Below are 16608 nucleotides of genomic sequence, written 5' to 3' on the forward strand. Positions count from 1 at the left end.
TTAAGGCGTACAGCTCGGCACCCCCTCGGAGGCAGGCATGGCTTCGGTGATCGTCAGCGGCGCGCGGACCCCGATGGGCCGGCTGCTGGGCAACCTCAAGGACCTCCCGGCCACGAAGCTCGGCGGGATCGCCATCAAGTCGGCGCTGGAGCGTGCCGGCGTCAGCCCGGACCAGGTCCAGTACGTGATCATGGGGCAGGTGCTGCAGGCCGGCGCCGGTCAGATCCCCGCTCGGCAGGCGGCGGTCGAGGCCGGTGTGCCGATGTCCGTGCCGGCGCTGACCATCAACAAGGTCTGCCTCTCCGGCCTGGACGCGATCGCCCTGGCCGACCAGCTCATCCGCGCCGGCGAGTTCGACATCGTGGTGGCCGGCGGCATGGAGTCGATGACCAACGCCCCGCACCTGCTGATGGGCCAGCGCACCGGCTACAAGTACGGCGACGTGGTGGTCAAGGACCACATGGCGCACGACGGCCTCAGTGACGCCTGGGACTGCTGCTCGATGGGTGAGTCGACCGAGCGGCTCGGCGCCAAGCACGGCATTTCCCGCGAGGAGCAGGACGCCTTCGCCGCCGCCAGCCACCAGCGGGCCGCCGCCGCGCAGAAGAACGGCCACTTCGCCGACGAGATCGCCCCGGTGGTCATCCCGCAGCGCAAGGGTGACCCGCTGGTGATCACCGAGGACGAGGGCATCCGCCCGGACACCACCGTCGAGTCGCTGGCCAAGCTGCGCCCCGCCTTCGCCAAGGACGGCACCATCACCGCCGGCAGCTCGTCGCCGATCTCCGACGGTGCCGCCGCGGTGCTCGTGATGAGCAAGGCCAAGGCGAAGGAGCTGGGGCTGACCTGGCTGGCCGAGATCGGTGCGCACGGCAACGTGGCGGGCCCGGACAACTCCCTGCACTCGCAGCCGTCCAACGCCATCAACCACGCCCTGAAGAAGGGTGGCCTGAGCGTCGCGGACCTGGACCTCATCGAGATCAACGAGGCGTTCGCGCAGGTCGGTGTCCAGTCCACCCGCGACCTCGGGGTCAGCCCGGACAAGGTCAACGTCAACGGCGGCGCGATCGCGCTGGGGCACCCGATCGGCATGTCCGGCGCGCGCCTCGTACTCACCCTCGCTCTGGAGCTGAAGCGGCGCGGCGGTGGCACCGGCGCGGCGGCGCTCTGTGGCGGCGGTGGCCAGGGCGACGCGCTGATCATCCACGTGCCGGGCAAGGCCGCGGCCGGCCAGTGAGCGCGAGGAGTGAGCCGGTTTTGCGAGCCCCGCAGTCGCGAACAAAGATGATGCAGTGAGCGCGAGGAGTGAGCCGGTTTTGCGAGCCCCGCAGTCGCGAACAAAGATGATGCGGTGAGCGAGGCTGAGCACGTGCCGGCAGCGGGCACCACGTCGGTGCGTCGCAGCAGGGACGTACCGCTGCTGGTGGAGCGGGCCCGCGCGGGCGACCCCCGCGCGGTGGCCCGCCTGATCACGTTGGTGGAGAACGGTGACGCGCTGTTGCCGGCGATCGCCGCGGCGCTGGCGCCGTACGCCGGGCAGGCCCAGGTGGTCGGGCTGACCGGCTCACCCGGGGTGGGCAAGTCGACCACCACGAACGAGCTGGTCCGCGCGCTGCGGGCGCGCGGGCACCGGGTGGGCGTGCTGGCGGTCGACCCGTCCAGCCCGTTCACTGGCGGAGCGATCCTCGGCGACCGGGTGCGGATGCAGGACCACGCCACCGATCCGGGCGTCTACATCCGGTCGATGTCCAGCCGGGGGCACCTCGGCGGGCTCGCGGCGGCGACGCCGCAGGCGGTCCGGGTGCTGGAGGGCGCCGGCTGCGACGTGGTGCTGGTGGAGACCGTCGGCGTCGGGCAGGCCGAGGTGGAGGTCGCCTCGCTCGCCGACACGACGCTGGTGCTGCTCGCGCCCGGCATGGGTGACGCGATCCAGGCGGTCAAGGCCGGCATCCTGGAGATCGCCGACGTGTTCGTGGTCAACAAGGCGGACCGGGACGGCGTCGACGCCACCGTCCGTGACATCCAGGGCATGATCGCTCTCGGTGAGCGCGGTCCGGGGCAGTGGCGACCACAGGTGGTCCGGTCGGTCGCCGCGCGCGGCGAGGGCATCGACGACATCGCCGCCGCCATCGACAAGCACCGGGGCTGGCTGGTCGAGCACGGCGAGCTGCGCCGCCGCCAGGAGAAGCGGGCCGCCGCCGAGATCGAGGCGATCGCGCTCGGCACCCTGCGCGCCCGGATCGGCTCACTTCGCGACGGTACGGAGTTGGCCACGCTCGCCACCAAGGTTGCCGAGGGTGCGGTCGACCCGTACACGGCAGCGGACGAGTTGCTCGCCCAGCTCGCCCGCTGACCCGGCTTTCCGCCGGCCGGCGCGTCCACGCTGGACGTACCGGATCGGCACGGTCCGACGTCGTCGCTCGTGTGCCGGTCCGAGCGCGCCTCCGCCCGCACGCGAAGGTCACTCCGGTTTTAGTAGGCTCGCGGCGCGTGGCCGGCAGTGAGCTGCCGCGAAGCGGGCTGACGGGTCGGTCGGTCCACAGTGCACCGGGACCAGGGGAGATGTGATCATGACGGACGCGGTGGAGAACGCCGGCGCAGTGCAGCCCGCGACGGGTGCGGCCCGGGGTGTCACGTCGGTTTCCGACGAGGTCGTGGAGAAGATCGCCGGGGCGGCCGCTCGCGCGGTGCCCGGTGTCGCCGATCTCGGCGGTGACGTGGCCCGGTTCTTCAACAGCGTGCTGGACAAGGTCGGCCTGGACGCGGTGGGCGACGCTCGCCGGGGCGTCTCGGCCGACGTGAAGGGCAACTCGGCCGTCATCAACGTGGTCCTGGTGATCGACGCCGGGCACGTCGTGGCCGACGTGACCGAGGCGGTGCGGGCCGCGGTGATCGAGGCCGTGGAGAAGTACGGCCTGACGGTCACCCAGGTCAACGTCACGGTGGACGACATCGAGCTGAACCAGCCGGGCGCGACAGCGGTCTGAGGCGTAGGTGCCAACGGCCTGACGGTTGCCGGACCGCGCATTGGCTGTCCGGCAGGAAAATCCGGGGACGCATCGTCCCAGTAGGCTCGCTCCGCCCCATCTTCACTGGGTGCCGGACGTGTCCAGACGTGGTGTGCGAGGAGCAGGGGGCGACTGTGGACCTGGAAGCAACGCGGGAGCTGACCAGGGCGTCGGTGCCGGCCGGCGGGACGACGCAGGTCGCCGACGAGGTGATCGAGAAGATCGCCGTCGCGGCGGCCCGCGCGGTGCCCGGTGTGGCCGACCTCGGTGGGGACGTCGCCCGGTTCTTCAACGCGGTTCTTGACCGGGTCGGGCTGGACCAGGTGGGTGACGCCCGACGGGGTTGCTCGGCCCACGTGACCGGGGACGCCGCAGTGGTCAACCTGGTGTTGGTGATCCAGGCCGGTCGACAGGTGGCAGAGGTCAGCGGTCAGGTGCGCGCTCGAGTGACCGAGGCGGTCGAGACATTCGGGCTGCGGGTCGATGAGGTCAACATCCGGGTCGACGACCTGGCGATCAGCGAAACCCCCACCACACCCCCAGCCTGACCGGTCCTAGTCCACCCCCGCCCGCCCGCCTCCCTCCCCCCGGGGCCCCTTCCCCCGTCGATCATGCAGTCGTGGTGGCCATTTTGGCCCCGGCTGCGGGATTTGTGCACCACCACAACTCCATGATCGACGCGCGCGCTCGCCGTTACTCGCCGGTACGGCGTGACTTAGCGATCGTTCAGGTGGGGGCCTTACACTCGACGTGCAGTCGAGGACCCGAGGAGGAGCCCTGCTCATGGACGCCGACGAGATCGACGCCGGACGGGCGCGCTGGCAGGCCCGGTACGACGCCGCGCGCAAGAGGGACGCGGACTTCACCACGCTCTCCGGGATGCCGGTGGAGCCGGTGTACGGGCCGCCGGAGGGCGCCACCTATCCGGGCTTCGAACGGATCGGCTGGCCGGGCGAGTATCCGTACACCCGGGGTTTGTATCCGACCGGCTATCGCGGGCGGACCTGGACGATCCGGCAGTTCGCCGGCTTCGGCAACGCCCAGCAGACCAACGAGCGCTACAAGATGATCCTCGGCGCCGGAGGCGGCGGCCTCTCGGTGGCGTTCGACATGCCGACGCTGATGGGTCGCGACTCGGACGACCCGCAGGCGCTCGGCGAGGTCGGCCACTGCGGCGTGGCCATCGACACCGCCACCGACATGCAGGCGCTCTTCGACGGCATCGACCTGGCCGGCGTCACCACCTCGATGACCATCTCCGGCCCGGCCGTGCCGGTGTTCTGCATGTACCTGGTCGCCGCCGAGCGGCAGGGCGCCGACCTGTCCAAGCTGGACGGCACCCTGCAGACCGACATCTTCAAGGAGTACATCGCGCAGAAGGAGTGGCTCTTCGACCCGGAGCCGCACCTGCGCCTGATCGGCGACCTGATGGAGTACTGCGCTCGGGAGATCCCGCGCTACAAGCCGCTGTCGGTCTCCGGGTACCACATCCGGGAGGCCGGCTCGACCGCGGCGCAGGAGCTGGCGTACACCCTGGCGGACGGCTTCGGCTACGTCGAGCTGGGTCTCTCGCGTGGGCTGGACGTGAACGTCTTCGCTCCCGGGCTGAGCTTCTTCTTCGACTCGCACCTCGACTTCTTCGAGGAGATCGCCAAGTTCCGGGCCGCCCGCCGGATCTGGGCCCGCTGGCTGCGCGACGTCTACGGCGCGACCAGCGAGAAGGCCCTGTGGCTGCGGTTCCACACCCAGACCGCCGGGGTGTCGCTGACCGCGCAGCAGCCGGTCAACAACGTCGTACGCACCGCCGTCGAGGCTCTCGCGGCGGTGCTCGGCGGCACGAACTCGCTGCACACCAACGCGCTGGACGAGACCCTGGCGCTGCCCACCGACGAGTCGGCCGAGATCGCCCTGCGTACCCAGCAGGTGCTGATGGAGGAGACCGGTGTGGTCAACGTGGCCGACCCGCTCGGCGGCTCCTGGTACGTCGAGGCGCTGACCGACAAGATCGAGGCCGAGGCGGAGGAGATCTTCGCCCGGATCCGGCAGCTCGGCGGGGACGGGCCGCACCAGATCGGCCCGATGACCTCGGGCATCCTGCGCGGTATCGAGGACGGCTGGTTCACCGGGCACATCGCCGAGTCGGCCTTCGTCTACCAGCAGGCCCTCGAGAAGGGTGACAAGAAGATCGTCGGGGTCAACTGCCACACCGGCACGGTCGCCAAGGAGTTGGAGATCCTGCGCATCTCGCACGAGGTGGAGCTGGAGCAGCGCCGGGTGCTCGCCGAGCGCAAGAGCGCGCGGGACGAGTCGGCGGTCCGCGCGGCGGTGACCCGGATGATCGAGGCGAGCCGTACCGACGAGAACATGATCCCCGCCATGCTCGACGCGGTCCGCGCCGAGGCGACCCTTGGCGAGATCTGCGACGCCCTGCGCGCCGAGTGGGGCACCTACCGGGAGCCAGCCCGCTTCTAACCCCCCGCCGTCACCCCGCCCCCGTCGATCTTGCAGTTTGTGCGCCGACATAAGGCATAAATGTGGCGTACCGGCGACAGAATGTGCAAGATCGCTGGGGGTGGGGGCGGGGCGTGAGAGTTGCAACGTCGGGGTTGCGGGTGAGCTGAGATCGGCGGCTCACGTGCGAGACTAGGTAACCATGAGCGACCCACGGATCACCTCGTCGATCTTCACCCGCGGCGCGGTCGACCTCAGCACGCTGCGTGGCCCCGCACCAGCAAGTACCCGCCCTGGCACGCCCCCGCAGGGCGGCCCGTCCAACGGCGCCCCCGGCGCGCCCACCGCCGGCGGTGACACCGCCATCGTGGACGTCACCGAGGCGACCATCCAGTCCGACGTGCTCGAACGCTCGATGGCCACGCCCGTCGTCGTGTTCTTCGGCGCGGCCGGCTTCCCGGAGAGCGACGAGTTCGCCCCGGTCCTGGAGCGGCTGAACGCCGAGGGCGGCGGCACCTGGGTGCTGGCCCGGGTCGACGTGCAGGAAAACCCCCGAATCGCCCAGATGTTCCGGGTGCAGGGCATTCCCATGGTCTACGCGGTCGTCGGCGGTCAGCCGGTCGACGCGTTCTCCGGAGTGGTGCCCGAGGGGCAGTTGCGGCAGTGGCTCCAGGCCGTACTCAAGGCCGGTGGCGTGACCGTGGCCGAGCCGGAGGACCCCCGCCTCGACGAGGCGGACGACGCGCTGATGAGCGGCGATCTGGACGCCGCCGAGCAGGCGTACCGGAAGATCCTCGCCGACGCCCCCGCGGACGCCGCGGCCACGGCGGGGCTGGCCCAGGTCGGGGTGGCCCGCCGGGTGGCCGGCGCCGACCCGTCCACCGCGCTGGCCGCCGCCGAGAGCGCCCCCGACGACGTCAACGCCCAACTGCTGGCCGCCGACATCGAGGTGCTCAGCGGCCTGGCCGAGCAGGCGTACGCGCGGCTCGTCGGTCTGGTCCGGCGCACCGCCGGTGAGGACCGTGAGACGGTCCGCCAGCACCTGGTCTCGCTCTTCTCCATCGCCGGCCCGGACGATCCGGCGGTCGCCTCGGCGCGTCGGGCCCTGGCCAGCGCCCTGTTCTGAGTTCGTAGCACGCCAGCGCGGGCCGGCGTTCCGGCCGGCCCGCCCGACCACCGAGGACGGGAGCTCATGATGCGCCGGATCGCCGTCCTCGACGCGCCGACAAATCTCGGTCTACGGCCGCCGACGCCCACGTCGGTCCCGGGTTGCGCCAAGGCGCCCGGGGCGCTGCGCGACCACGACCTGCTGGCCCGCCTCCGCGCCCGCGACGCCGGCTGCGTCACCCCCGCCCGGTACGACCCGGGCGACTGGCGGCCCGGTGACGGGGTGTGCCACGCCCGGGAGATCGCCGACTACTCGCTGGCCCTCGCCGAACGCATCGGCTCGATCATCGACCGGGGCGAGTTCCCGGTGGTGCTGGGCGGCGACTGCTCCGTGCTCCTCGGCTCGGCCCTGGCCATGCACCGCCTCGGTGAGGCCGTCGGCGGTCGGATCGGGCTGGTCTTCGTCGACGGGCACTCCGACTTCCGGCACCCCGGCAACGCCTCGTACGTCGGCGCGGCCGCCGGTGAGGACCTCGCCCTGGTCACCGGGCGAGGACAGGCCGACCTGGCCGCGCTGGAGGGCCGCCGGCCCTACTTCCGCGACATCGACGTGGTGGTGCTCGGCATCCGCGCACAGGACGAGTACCGGCTCGACCTCCAGGCCGCCGGGATCACCACCCGACCGGTGCCGGCGCTGCGTGCCGAAGGCGCCGCCCGGACCGCCCAGTGGGCGCACGAGCAACTCGCCGACTGCGCGGGCTACTGGGTGCACATCGACGTGGACGTGCTCGACCCCGCGGTGATGCCCGCCGTGGATGCCCCCGACCCGGGTGGAATCGCCTTCGCCGAGCTGGAGATCCTGCTCGCCGGCCTGGTCGACACCCCGCACTGCCTCGGCGTGGAGCTGACCGTCTTCGACCCCGACTACGACCCGGACGGCTCGTACGCGGCCGAGATCGTCAACACAGTGGTCGCCGGTCTGGCGCCGGTGACCGCCCCGGAAGCCGTGCCGCCCCGACTGCTGTCAGCCCGGCCGACGCCCTCCCCGCGACGCGGCAACGGCCGGGCCCCGACCGCCACCACCGATCGCTCCGACCGTGCCGAGCGTCTCGACCGTGCGGAGCGTGCCGACCGTGCCGAGCGTCTCGACCGTGCGGAGCGTCCCGACCGTGCCGAGCGGGTTGCGAGGCTCGAATTCCCCGCCGACATCGACGCCGCTGACATCGACCCCGCCGATGTCGGGCCTGCTGCGCTCGGGCCTGCCGGTGTCGGGCCTGCCGATGTTGGTGTCCCCGGCGCCGGTTCGTCGGTGAGCGCGGTGCCGTACGACATCCCGGCCGAGGGGGAGTCACCCGGCACAGGGGCAGGGGCCTACTCCGAGCCGTCGGGCGTCGCGGCCGGTGTCGCGCCCCTGGTCGAGCGCGAACCGGTCGGCCCGCCGGCGTCGGCCGGCCCAGGTCTCCTCCGACGCACCGCCCCGTCGACCCAGAACCCGCCCGAAAGGCGCGAAGCCGACACCGCCTGACCAGGTGGTGGGTCAGCGGGCCGGGAGGGCGCGGAGGAAGCGCTCGGCGATCGGGACGGCCGAGGCGGTGCTGGCCCCGCCCTTCTCCACGAAGACGGCGAACGCCACATCTCCCCGCCAGCCGACGAACCAGGCGTGGGTGTGGGCCGGGTTGTCGTCGTACTCGGCGGTGCCGGTCTTGCCGTACACCTCGCCCGGCACATCCTTGAGCGCGCTGCCGGTGCCGGCGGTGACCACCTCGCGCATCATCGTGCGCAGCGCCGCGACGGACTCTGGCTTGAGTTGCTCGCCGGCCGGGGCCGGCTTGGCCGGGGCCGGGTCGATCAGCAGCTTCGGCTGCTCGAAGCGGCCGCGGGCGACGGCGGCGGTGGCGCCGGCCATGGCGAGCGGGCTGACCAGCGTGGTGCCCTGCCCGAACGACGCGGCGGCCTGCTCGGTCGGGCTGCCGCCCGTCGAGACCTTGCCGGTGAAGGCGTCCGTGCCGAGGTCCCACTGACCCTCCAGGCCCAGCGAGCGGCCGGCGACGGCCAGCCCGTCGCCGCCGAGCTTCGGGGCCAGCGCGGCGAACGCCGTGTTGCAGGACTTGGCGAAGTCGGTGCGGAAGGGCACCGAGCCGAGCTCGAAGTTGTCCGAGTTCTTGAAGGACCGGCCGTCCACGGTGAAGGTCTTCTTGCAGTCGACCGGCCCGTCCAGCGTGACCGCGCCCCGGTCCAGTAGGCCCAGCGTGCTGACCATCTTGAACGTGGAGCCCGGCGGCACCTGGGCGTTGAAGGCCAGGTTCTCCCCGGCCGGGCCGGGGCCGTTCGCCGCGGCGAGCACGGCGCCGTCGCTGATCCGGAGCGCCACCAGGGCGGATCGGCGCGACTCGGCGCGCAGTGCCCCGTCGGCCGCGTTCTGGACGGCGACGTCCAGCGTGGTCTTCAGCGCCTGCCCGGGCTGCGGCTCCCGGCGGAACAGTTCGGTGCCTGTGGGTTCGAGTTTGCCGCCCTCGGCCGGACGCTCGACCACCACGGTCAGCCCGGGGCCGCCGCGCAGTCGTTCGTCGTAGCGGCCCTGCAGCCCGCCGTGCCCGACGAGGTCGCCGACGACGTACCGGTCGGGGTGCGCGGCGAGGTCGTCGGCCTGCGCCGGGTCGACCGTGCCGAGCAGCGCACGGGCGAACTCGCGGGTGGGCGCCAGGTCGATCTTGTCGGAGACGAACTTGGTGCCGGGCAGGTCGTAGATCCGGGGCTTGATCTGCTGGTACGCCTCCTCGCGGAGCGACACCACCTCGACGAATGCGCCCGGCTCGGCCTTGGCCACCCGATCGGGCAGGTCGGCCAGGTCGACGCCGGGGACCAGCGCCGGACGGATGGCCTTGAACGCCGCGTCGAGGTCCTTGACGAGCTTCTTGATGTCGGCGACACCGTTGGGCTGCACGCCCACCCGGACCACCGGGCGCGGGGTCACGATCGGCTTGCCGGCGTTGTCCAGCACCGCGGCGCGGGCACCGGGGTCGCGGCGCAGCGCCAACCGGTCACCCTTGGTGAGCTGCTCGTGCACCACCTTCGGCTCCCAGATCACCTGCCACTGGTCGTCGTCGCCGTGGGCGAGCCGCACCTCCCGGTCGTACGCCCAACGGGTCTGACCGGGCAGGGCCCACTCCACCTGCACGGTGGTGGTCGCGATGTCCTTCGTGATCTTCGGCTCGCCGCGACGGGTCAGCGTGGGCGGGGTGGCCCCCAGCTCACCGGAGAGGTCCTTGATCTCGCGCGCCACGTCGGCCGACGGCAGTTTCGAGCCGAGCGGGTCGATCAGACCGACCGCCTGGAGGTCACCGCTGCGCCAGCCCGCGAGGAAGGCGTCGACGGTGCGCTGCGGCCCGTCGTCACCCGAGCAACCGACCAGGACACCCGCCGCGAGGAGCGCCGTGGTGACGGCGGCGGCCAGCCGGCGGGCGGGGTTCGGCCGGTGGGGCCGGGGGTACGACAAGGGCATGAAGCTGGTCCTTCCGATCTCGGACTGCCCTCGCACGGTAGTACGCGAACGGCGTCCCCAACGTCCCCCAGGTGCTCGGCCGCGCTCAAAGACGGGCCGCCCCCGTGTGATGAACATCGCGTGGCGGGGTATCCGGCAGCCAGCCAACCTCGGACCCGCAACGGGTGAAAGGACAAAGTCCCGATCCGGACGTCTGGCCAGTGGTCCGCCGACGAAGGCGCACAACGGTAGGGCCTAGGCTGGGCGGCAGAGTGACCCACAACGCGGTGGGTCGAGGGGAGTGGCACCGATGGACCGGCGTCCGGCGATCAAACCGGAACCCGACCTCCGGCAGGATGACTCCGGCCGGGACGACGACAGCTTCGATTCGGCGACCGACGGGGACGGCTACGGCCGGCTCGACACGGGAGTCACCGGGCTGACCGGGTCGAGCATCGACACCATCTACGATCTGGGTCTGCCAACCGAGGCGTTGGCCGACGACGTGGAGGACGCCGAGCTCGACGAACCCGTCCCCAACGCGGAGCGCCTGGTGGCCCAGGCCGTCGCGCTCGCGGGGGACGACCACGACGCGGCGACACTTGTCGGCCGTTTCTGGCGGTTCGCCCCGGACGAGGAGCTGGTCGGCTTCACGGCGGAGGAAATGCTCGACGCGGCCCGGGCACACCGGGATCTCGCCCAGCAACGGGTCCCGGGCGAGTTGAAGCTGCGGATCCACGAACCGCACGCGGACCAGCACCACACGGTCGTCGAGATCGTCACGGACGACATGCCGTTCCTTGTCGACTCGGTGACGGCGCTGCTCAACTCGTACCACCTCGACGTACACCTGCTGGTGCACCCGCTGGTGGTGGTGCGGCGTGAGCCGCTGGGCCGGCTCACCGAGGTCTCCGCGGATGTGGAGCCGGACGACGCGATCTCCGGCGACATCATCGAGAGCTGGATGCGGATCGAGATCGACCCGGTCCGGGACGCGGCGGAACGGGACCGGCTGCGCCGCGAGTTGCAGCGGGTGCTCACCGATGTGCGGGAGGCGGTGGAGGACTGGCCGAAGATGCGTCAGCGTGCCCTCGCGCTCGCCGACGAGCTGGCGTCCGCCCGTACGTCCGACAACCGCCCACCGGTGCCGGAAAAGGACATCACCGACTCGGTGGAGCTGCTGCGCTGGCTCGCCCAGGACCACTTCACCTTCCTGGGCTACCGCGAGTACCGGCTGGTGGACGCCGACGGCGGTGACGCCACCGACCCGGTCGACGGCAAGGCGTTGGAGGCGGTGCTCGGCACCGGTCTGGGGATCCTGCGCTCCGATTCGCCGGACGCGCGGTCGCTGTCGTCGATGACGCCGGAGGCGCACGAGAAGGTGCTGGAGAAGCGCCTGCTCATCATCACCAAGGCCAACTCGCGTGCCACCGTGCACCGTTCGGCGTACCTGGACTACATCGGCTTCAAGATCTTCAACTCCGACGGCGAGGTGATCGGCGAGCGGCGCTTCCTGGGCCTGTTCTCGACGGCCGCCTACCGGACCAGCGTCCGCGAGTTGCCGGTGGTGCGCCGCAAGGTGGCCGAGGTGCTGGACCGCTCCGGCCTGAGCCAGCGCAGCCACTCTGGCAAGGATCTGATCCAGATCCTGGAGACGTACCCGCGCGACGAACTGTTCCAGATCAAGACCGACGACCTGTACCACGCGGTGGTCGGTGTGCTGCGGATGGCCGGCCGCCGGCAGCTGCGGGTCTTCCTGCGTCGCGACGCGTACGGGCGGTTCATCTCCTGCCTGATCTACCTACCGCGGGACCGGTTCACCACGCAGAACCGGCTGCGTATGCAGGACATCCTGCTGCGTGAGCTGAACGGCGTCGGGGTGGACTACACCACCCGGGTCACCGAGTCGATGCTGGCTCGGGTGCACTTCATCGTGCGTACCGACCCGACGCGGCCGCCCGGCGACATCGACGCCGACCTGCTGGCCGAGGAGTTGGCCGACGCCACCCGGCTCTGGGACGACGACTACCGCTTGGTGCTGGAGCGCAAGCTCGGCGACGAGCAGGCCAAGCACCTGTTCACCCGGTACGCCGACGCCTTCCCGGAGGGCTACAAGGACGGGCACACGCCGTACGAGGCGATGAAGGACCTGGCGAAGCTGGAGCTGCTGGAGGAGCCCGGCCAGCTGGAGATGCACCTGTTCCGCAAGCAGTTGGCGCCGCGGCCCGGCACACGGGTGCCCGGTGCGGACCTGGCCGAGGCCATGGACGTCCGGTTCAAGGTCTACCGGTACGGCGAGCCGATGATGCTCTCCGCCGTGCTGCCGGTGCTGCACTCGCTCGGCGTACGGGTGGTCGACGAGCACCCGTACGAGGTGGACCGGATCGACGGTCGGGTCTACCTGTACGACTTCGGCCTCATGCTGCCCGAGGGGCATCACGAGCTGGCCGAGGTGCGCCCGCACGTGGAGAACGCCTTCGCGGCGGCCTGGCGCGGCGAGGCCGAGGTGGACCGGTTCAACGAGCTGGTGCTGCGCGGCGGGTTGACCTGGCGGCAGGTGGTGGTGCTGCGGGCGTACGCGAAGTACCTGCGGCAGGCCGGCACGGTCTTCTCGCAGGACTACATGGAGCAGACCTTCATCGCGTACCCGAAGCTCGCCGCGTTGCTGGTGGAGCTGTTCGAGACCCGGTTCGCGCCGGGCGAGTTGAGCACCGAGCAGCGGCAGCAGCGCAGCGGTGAGCTGGTGGAGACGATCCGGGGCGCGCTGGACGACGTGGCGAGCCTCGACCAGGACCGGATCCTGCGCTCGTACCTGACGCTGATCGAGGCGACCCTGCGGACCAGCTTCTACCAGAAGCGCGCCGACGGGCGGCCCAAGGCGTACGTGGCGTTCAAGCTCGACCCGCAGGCCATTCCGGACCTGCCCGCGCCTCGACCGAAGTTCGAGATCTTCGTCTACTCGCCCCGGTTCGAGGGTGTGCACCTGCGGTTCGGGCCGGTGGCCCGGGGCGGGTTGCGGTGGTCCGACCGTCGGGAGGACTTCCGCACCGAGGTGCTGGGCCTGGTCAAGGCGCAGATGGTGAAGAACACCGTGATCGTGCCGGTCGGCGCCAAGGGCGGCTTCGTGTTGAAGCAGAAGCCGGGTGACCGGGACGAGGCGGTCGCCTGTTACCAGGAGTTCGTCGGCGCGATGCTGGACGTCACCGACAACATCGTCAGCGGGCAGATCGTGCCGCCCGAGGACGTGGTCCGGCACGACGGCGACGACCCGTACCTGGTGGTGGCGGCCGACAAGGGCACCGCGACGTTCTCCGACATCGCCAACGAGATCTCCAAGGCCCACAACTTCTGGATGGGCGACGCGTTCGCGTCCGGCGGATCCGCCGGCTACGACCACAAGAAGATGGGCATCACCGCCCGGGGCGCCTGGGAGTCGGTCAAGCGGCACTTCCGGGAGTTGGGCCTGGACACCCAGACCCAGGACTTCACGGTGGTCGGCGTCGGTGACATGTCCGGCGACGTGTTCGGCAACGGAATGCTGCTCTCCGAGCACATCCGGCTGGTGGCCGCCTTCGACCACCGGCACATCTTCCTCGATCCGGAGCCGGACGCCGCCACCTCGTACGCCGAGCGTCGGCGGTTGTTCGACCTGCCTCGTTCCTCCTGGGAGGACTACAACCCGGAGCTGATCTCGGCAGGTGGCGGCATCTTCCCGCGTACCGCGAAGTCCATCCCGATCACGCCGCAGGTCCGGGCGGCGATCGGCCTGGACGAGGACGTCACGCAGATGTCGCCGCAGGACCTGATGAAGGCGATCGTCACCGCCCCGGTGGACCTGTTCTGGAACGGCGGCATCGGCACCTACGTCAAGGCCTCCACCCAGACCAACGCCGAGGTGGGCGACAAGTCCAACGACGCGATCCGGGTGGACGGGCGCAACCTGCGCTGCCGGGTGGCGGGCGAGGGCGGCAACCTGGGCTGGACCCAGCTCGGCCGGATCGAGTACGCGTTGACCGGTGGCCGGATCTACACGGACTTCATCGACAACGCCGCCGGGGTGGACACCTCCGACCACGAGGTGAACATCAAGATCCTGCTCAACACGGCGGTGGCCGACGGGGAGCTGACCACGGCCGACCGGGACGAGCTGCTGGCCGGAATGACCGACGAGGTCGCCGAGCTGGTGCTGCGGGACAACTACGACCAGGCCCGGGCGATCAACAACGCCCAGGCCCAGGCCGCCTCTCTGCTCCCGGTGCACCGCCGGATGATCAACGAGCTGGAGCGTTCGGGCGGCTTGGACCGGGCGTTGGAGGCGCTGCCGCCGGACGAGGAACTGGCGGTCCGCAGCGAATCCGGCCTGACCGCGCCCGAGTTCGCGGTGCTGCTCGCGTACGTGAAGATCGTCCTGGAGCGGGAGATCCTCACCGAGGGGTTGGCCGACGAGGAGTGGACGACCGAGGTCCTGGTCAACTACTTCCCGACGCCGATGCGCGAGCGGTTCGCCGACCGGATGGGCCGGCACCGGCTGCGCCGGGACATCGTCACCACCGTGCTGGTCAACGAGGCGATCAACCGGGGTGGCATTTCGTTCATCTTCCGGGTGGTCGAGGAGACGGCGGCCAGCGCGGCGGACGTGATCCGGGCGTACGTGGTGGTCAGCGAGGTGTTCGGCCTGCGCGACCTGTGGGACGCGGTCGAGGCGTTGGACAACAAGGTGGCACCGGAGCTGCAGACCAGCGTCTACCTGGACACCCGCCGGCTGCTCGACCGGGCGGTGCGGTGGCTGGTCTCCAACCGGCGCTCGCCGATCGACGTGCCGGCCGAGATCGCCCGGCTGCGGGACGGGGTCACCCGGCTGCTGCCGGGGCTCGAGGAACTGTTCTACGGCAACGAGCGCCAGGGCATCGCCGCGCACATGGACTCGATGACCGAGCGTGGGCTGCCCCGCGAGCTGGCGGAGCGGGCGACCCGGCTGATGTACAGCTTCGGCCTGATGGACGTGGTGGAGACCGCGAACGCCAGCGGGCGGGACGTCAGCGAGGTGGCGTCGGTCTACTTCGTGCTGTCCGACCTGTTCCGGGTGGACTCGCTGCTGTCGAAGATCTCCCTGCTGCCGCGGGAGGACCGTTGGCAGACGCTGGCCCGGATGGCGCTGCGGTACGACCTGTACGCCGCGCTGGCCGCGCTCACCGCGGAGGTACTCGACTCCACCCCGGGCGACCTGCCGCCGCACGAGCGGGTGCAGCAGTGGGAGCAGTCCAACGCCACCTCCATCCACCGCGCCCGACGGGCGATGGGGGAGTTCGACGAGTCGCGGGCGGACCTCGCCGCGCTGTCGGTGCTGCTGCGCCAGATCCGCACCCTGGTGCGGACCTCCGCAGCCGCCTGAGTCAGGTACGCCGGACGCGGTCCGGCCGGTCGGGTCACCCCGACCGGCCGGACCGCTTTCGTTCGTCGCGGGTCACGCCGCCAGGGTGGCGAAGACGACGATGTTGTCCTGGTAGCTCTTCGCGGCCGCGTCGAACTGACCGCCGCAGGTGACCACCCGCAGGCTGGGCCGGTCGCTCGGTCCGTACACCAACTCGGTGGGGAAGGCCGTCTTCGGGTACGACTTCACCGAGTCGACCGTGAAGGTGGCCGGCACCCCGTCGGCGCGGCGCACGGTGACGGTGTCGCCGGGGGTGAGAGCGCCGAGGTCGAAGAAGACGGCCGGGCCGAGCACCGCCGAGTCGACGTGCCCGACGATGACCGCGTTACCCGTCTCGCCGGGGCTCGCGCCGGGCTCGTACCACCCGGCCTGGTCGGCCTTGTCCAGCGGAGGGACCTGGACGGTGCCGTCCGGGTTGGTGCCCAACGACATGATCGTCGCGTCGACACCGATCCGGGGGATCTCGATGCTGGTCGGTGCCGAGCGGGCCAACCCGGCCGGAGCATCTCCCTGACCGGCCGGCTGCCCGTCGTCGGCGGTGCTCGCCGGCCCGGTCGCCTCGGGGCCGGCCTGGGCCAGCGGCTGCGGCGGCCGGGGACTGGGCGTTGTCTTCAGGGAGGCGCCGATCATGCCGGCGCCGATCATGGCCATGGTGACGACGACGGCCGTGCCGGCGGCACGCCACGGTCTCCCGTGGCGGCCGCCGGCCGGTGTCGTCGTCACGTCAGACGAGCGAACCATCGGTCCGCCGACGACGCATCAGCACGATCCCGCCCAGCGCGGCAGCGCCGAGCAGGCCCGCCCCGCCGGTGGCCAGACCCCGGTCGGTGCCGGTGCTCACGCCACCGTCACCACCGTCGACACCGCCGTGCGGCAGCACGACGAGCTCGCCCTCGCCGCAGGAGCCCTTGAGCTCGTAGCGGCCCGGCTTGGCGTCCTTGTCGACCTTGGCCTCGCCGTAGTAGACGAACTCGCGGTCGTCGCCCCGGTCACGCTCGTCCGAGTTGCGCTCGTCCTTGCCGTAGCCGCCGCGGTCGTCCGAGTTGCGCTCGTCCTTGCCGTAGCCGCCGCGGTCGTCCGAGTTGCGCTCGTCCTTGCCGTAGCCGCCGCGGTCGTCCGAGTTGCGCTCG

The 16608-nt window shown here is 71.3% G+C and carries 9 protein-coding genes and 2 pseudogenes; 8 read left to right on the plus strand and 3 right to left on the minus strand.

Annotated elements, in window-relative coordinates:
* Nucleotides 1–37: 37 nt before the first annotated feature.
* The 7 genes and pseudogenes from ACIBD9_RS19465 to ACIBD9_RS19495 all read left to right on the plus strand — a co-directional run.
* Nucleotides 38–1237, plus strand: a complete 1200-nt coding sequence (locus tag ACIBD9_RS19465; RefSeq protein ID WP_396719418.1) for an acetyl-CoA C-acetyltransferase — start codon at nt 38–40, stop codon at nt 1235–1237.
* 114 nt (nt 1238–1351) lie between these two features.
* Complete coding sequence (meaB, locus tag ACIBD9_RS19470; protein ID WP_238659294.1) at nt 1352–2353, plus strand: methylmalonyl Co-A mutase-associated GTPase MeaB; 1002 nt, start codon at nt 1352–1354, stop codon at nt 2351–2353.
* A gap of 217 nt (nt 2354–2570) precedes the next feature.
* A complete protein-coding gene (locus ACIBD9_RS19475) occupies nt 2571–2987 on the plus strand; it encodes an Asp23/Gls24 family envelope stress response protein (RefSeq protein WP_396719420.1) in 417 nt (138 codons plus the stop codon).
* A 155-nt stretch (nt 2988–3142) separates the two neighbouring features.
* Nucleotides 3143–3556: an Asp23/Gls24 family envelope stress response protein gene (locus tag ACIBD9_RS19480; RefSeq protein ID WP_238687329.1), complete on the plus strand. Its 414-nt coding sequence runs from the start codon at nt 3143–3145 to the stop codon at nt 3554–3556.
* Between the two features lie 235 nt (nt 3557–3791).
* On the plus strand, nt 3792–5480 hold the full coding sequence (locus ACIBD9_RS19485; protein ID WP_091405796.1) for a methylmalonyl-CoA mutase: 1689 nt from the start codon (nt 3792–3794) through the stop codon (nt 5478–5480).
* A gap of 181 nt (nt 5481–5661) precedes the next feature.
* Nucleotides 5662–6585, plus strand: coding sequence for a tetratricopeptide repeat protein (locus ACIBD9_RS19490; RefSeq protein ID WP_396719423.1), 924 nt, complete (start codon nt 5662–5664; stop codon nt 6583–6585).
* Between the two features lie 66 nt (nt 6586–6651).
* Nucleotides 6652–7621, plus strand: a pseudogene (locus tag ACIBD9_RS19495) (arginase family protein); the annotation flags it as partial.
* A 482-nt stretch (nt 7622–8103) separates the two neighbouring features.
* Here ACIBD9_RS19495 and ACIBD9_RS19500 read toward each other — a convergent pair.
* Entirely contained in the window at nt 8104–10068 is a 1965-nt protein-coding gene (locus ACIBD9_RS19500) for a penicillin-binding transpeptidase domain-containing protein (RefSeq protein ID WP_396719425.1), read from the minus strand.
* A 289-nt stretch (nt 10069–10357) separates the two neighbouring features.
* Between ACIBD9_RS19500 and ACIBD9_RS19505 the strand changes: the two genes are divergently transcribed.
* The gene (locus ACIBD9_RS19505; RefSeq protein WP_396719427.1) at nt 10358–15439 is read left to right on the plus strand and encodes an NAD-glutamate dehydrogenase; all 5082 of its coding nucleotides are present in this window, start codon (nt 10358–10360) and stop codon (nt 15437–15439) included.
* A 72-nt stretch (nt 15440–15511) separates the two neighbouring features.
* Here ACIBD9_RS19505 and ACIBD9_RS19510 read toward each other — a convergent pair whose 3' ends face one another.
* Both ACIBD9_RS19510 and ACIBD9_RS19515 read right to left on the minus strand, forming a co-directional pair.
* On the minus strand, nt 15512–16201 hold the full coding sequence (locus tag ACIBD9_RS19510; RefSeq protein ID WP_396719429.1) for a class F sortase: 690 nt from the start codon (nt 16199–16201) through the stop codon (nt 15512–15514).
* Nucleotide 16202: 1 nt separating this feature from the next.
* Nucleotides 16203–16608, minus strand: a pseudogene (locus ACIBD9_RS19515) (hypothetical protein); the annotation flags it as partial.

Source organism: Micromonospora sp. NPDC050784, from assembly GCF_044456765.1.
Lineage (GTDB): Bacteria > Actinomycetota > Actinomycetes > Mycobacteriales > Micromonosporaceae > Micromonospora > Micromonospora foliorum.

Bases quoted from the DNA above. Each gene is read 5' to 3' on its own strand.
- ACIBD9_RS19465 (WP_396719418.1), top strand. From the start codon at position 38: ATGGCTTCGGTGATCGTCAGCGGCGCGCGGACCCCGATGGGCCGGCTG.
- ACIBD9_RS19475 (WP_396719420.1), top strand. From the start codon at position 2,571: ATGACGGACGCGGTGGAGAACGCCGGCGCAGTGCAGCCCGCGACGGGT.
- ACIBD9_RS19485 (WP_091405796.1), top strand. From the start codon at position 3,792: ATGGACGCCGACGAGATCGACGCCGGACGGGCGCGCTGGCAGGCCCGG.
- ACIBD9_RS19490 (WP_396719423.1), top strand. From the start codon at position 5,662: ATGAGCGACCCACGGATCACCTCGTCGATCTTCACCCGCGGCGCGGTC.
- ACIBD9_RS19500 (WP_396719425.1), bottom strand. From the start codon at position 10,068: ATGCCCTTGTCGTACCCCCGGCCCCACCGGCCGAACCCCGCCCGCCGG.
- ACIBD9_RS19505 (WP_396719427.1), top strand. From the start codon at position 10,358: ATGGACCGGCGTCCGGCGATCAAACCGGAACCCGACCTCCGGCAGGAT.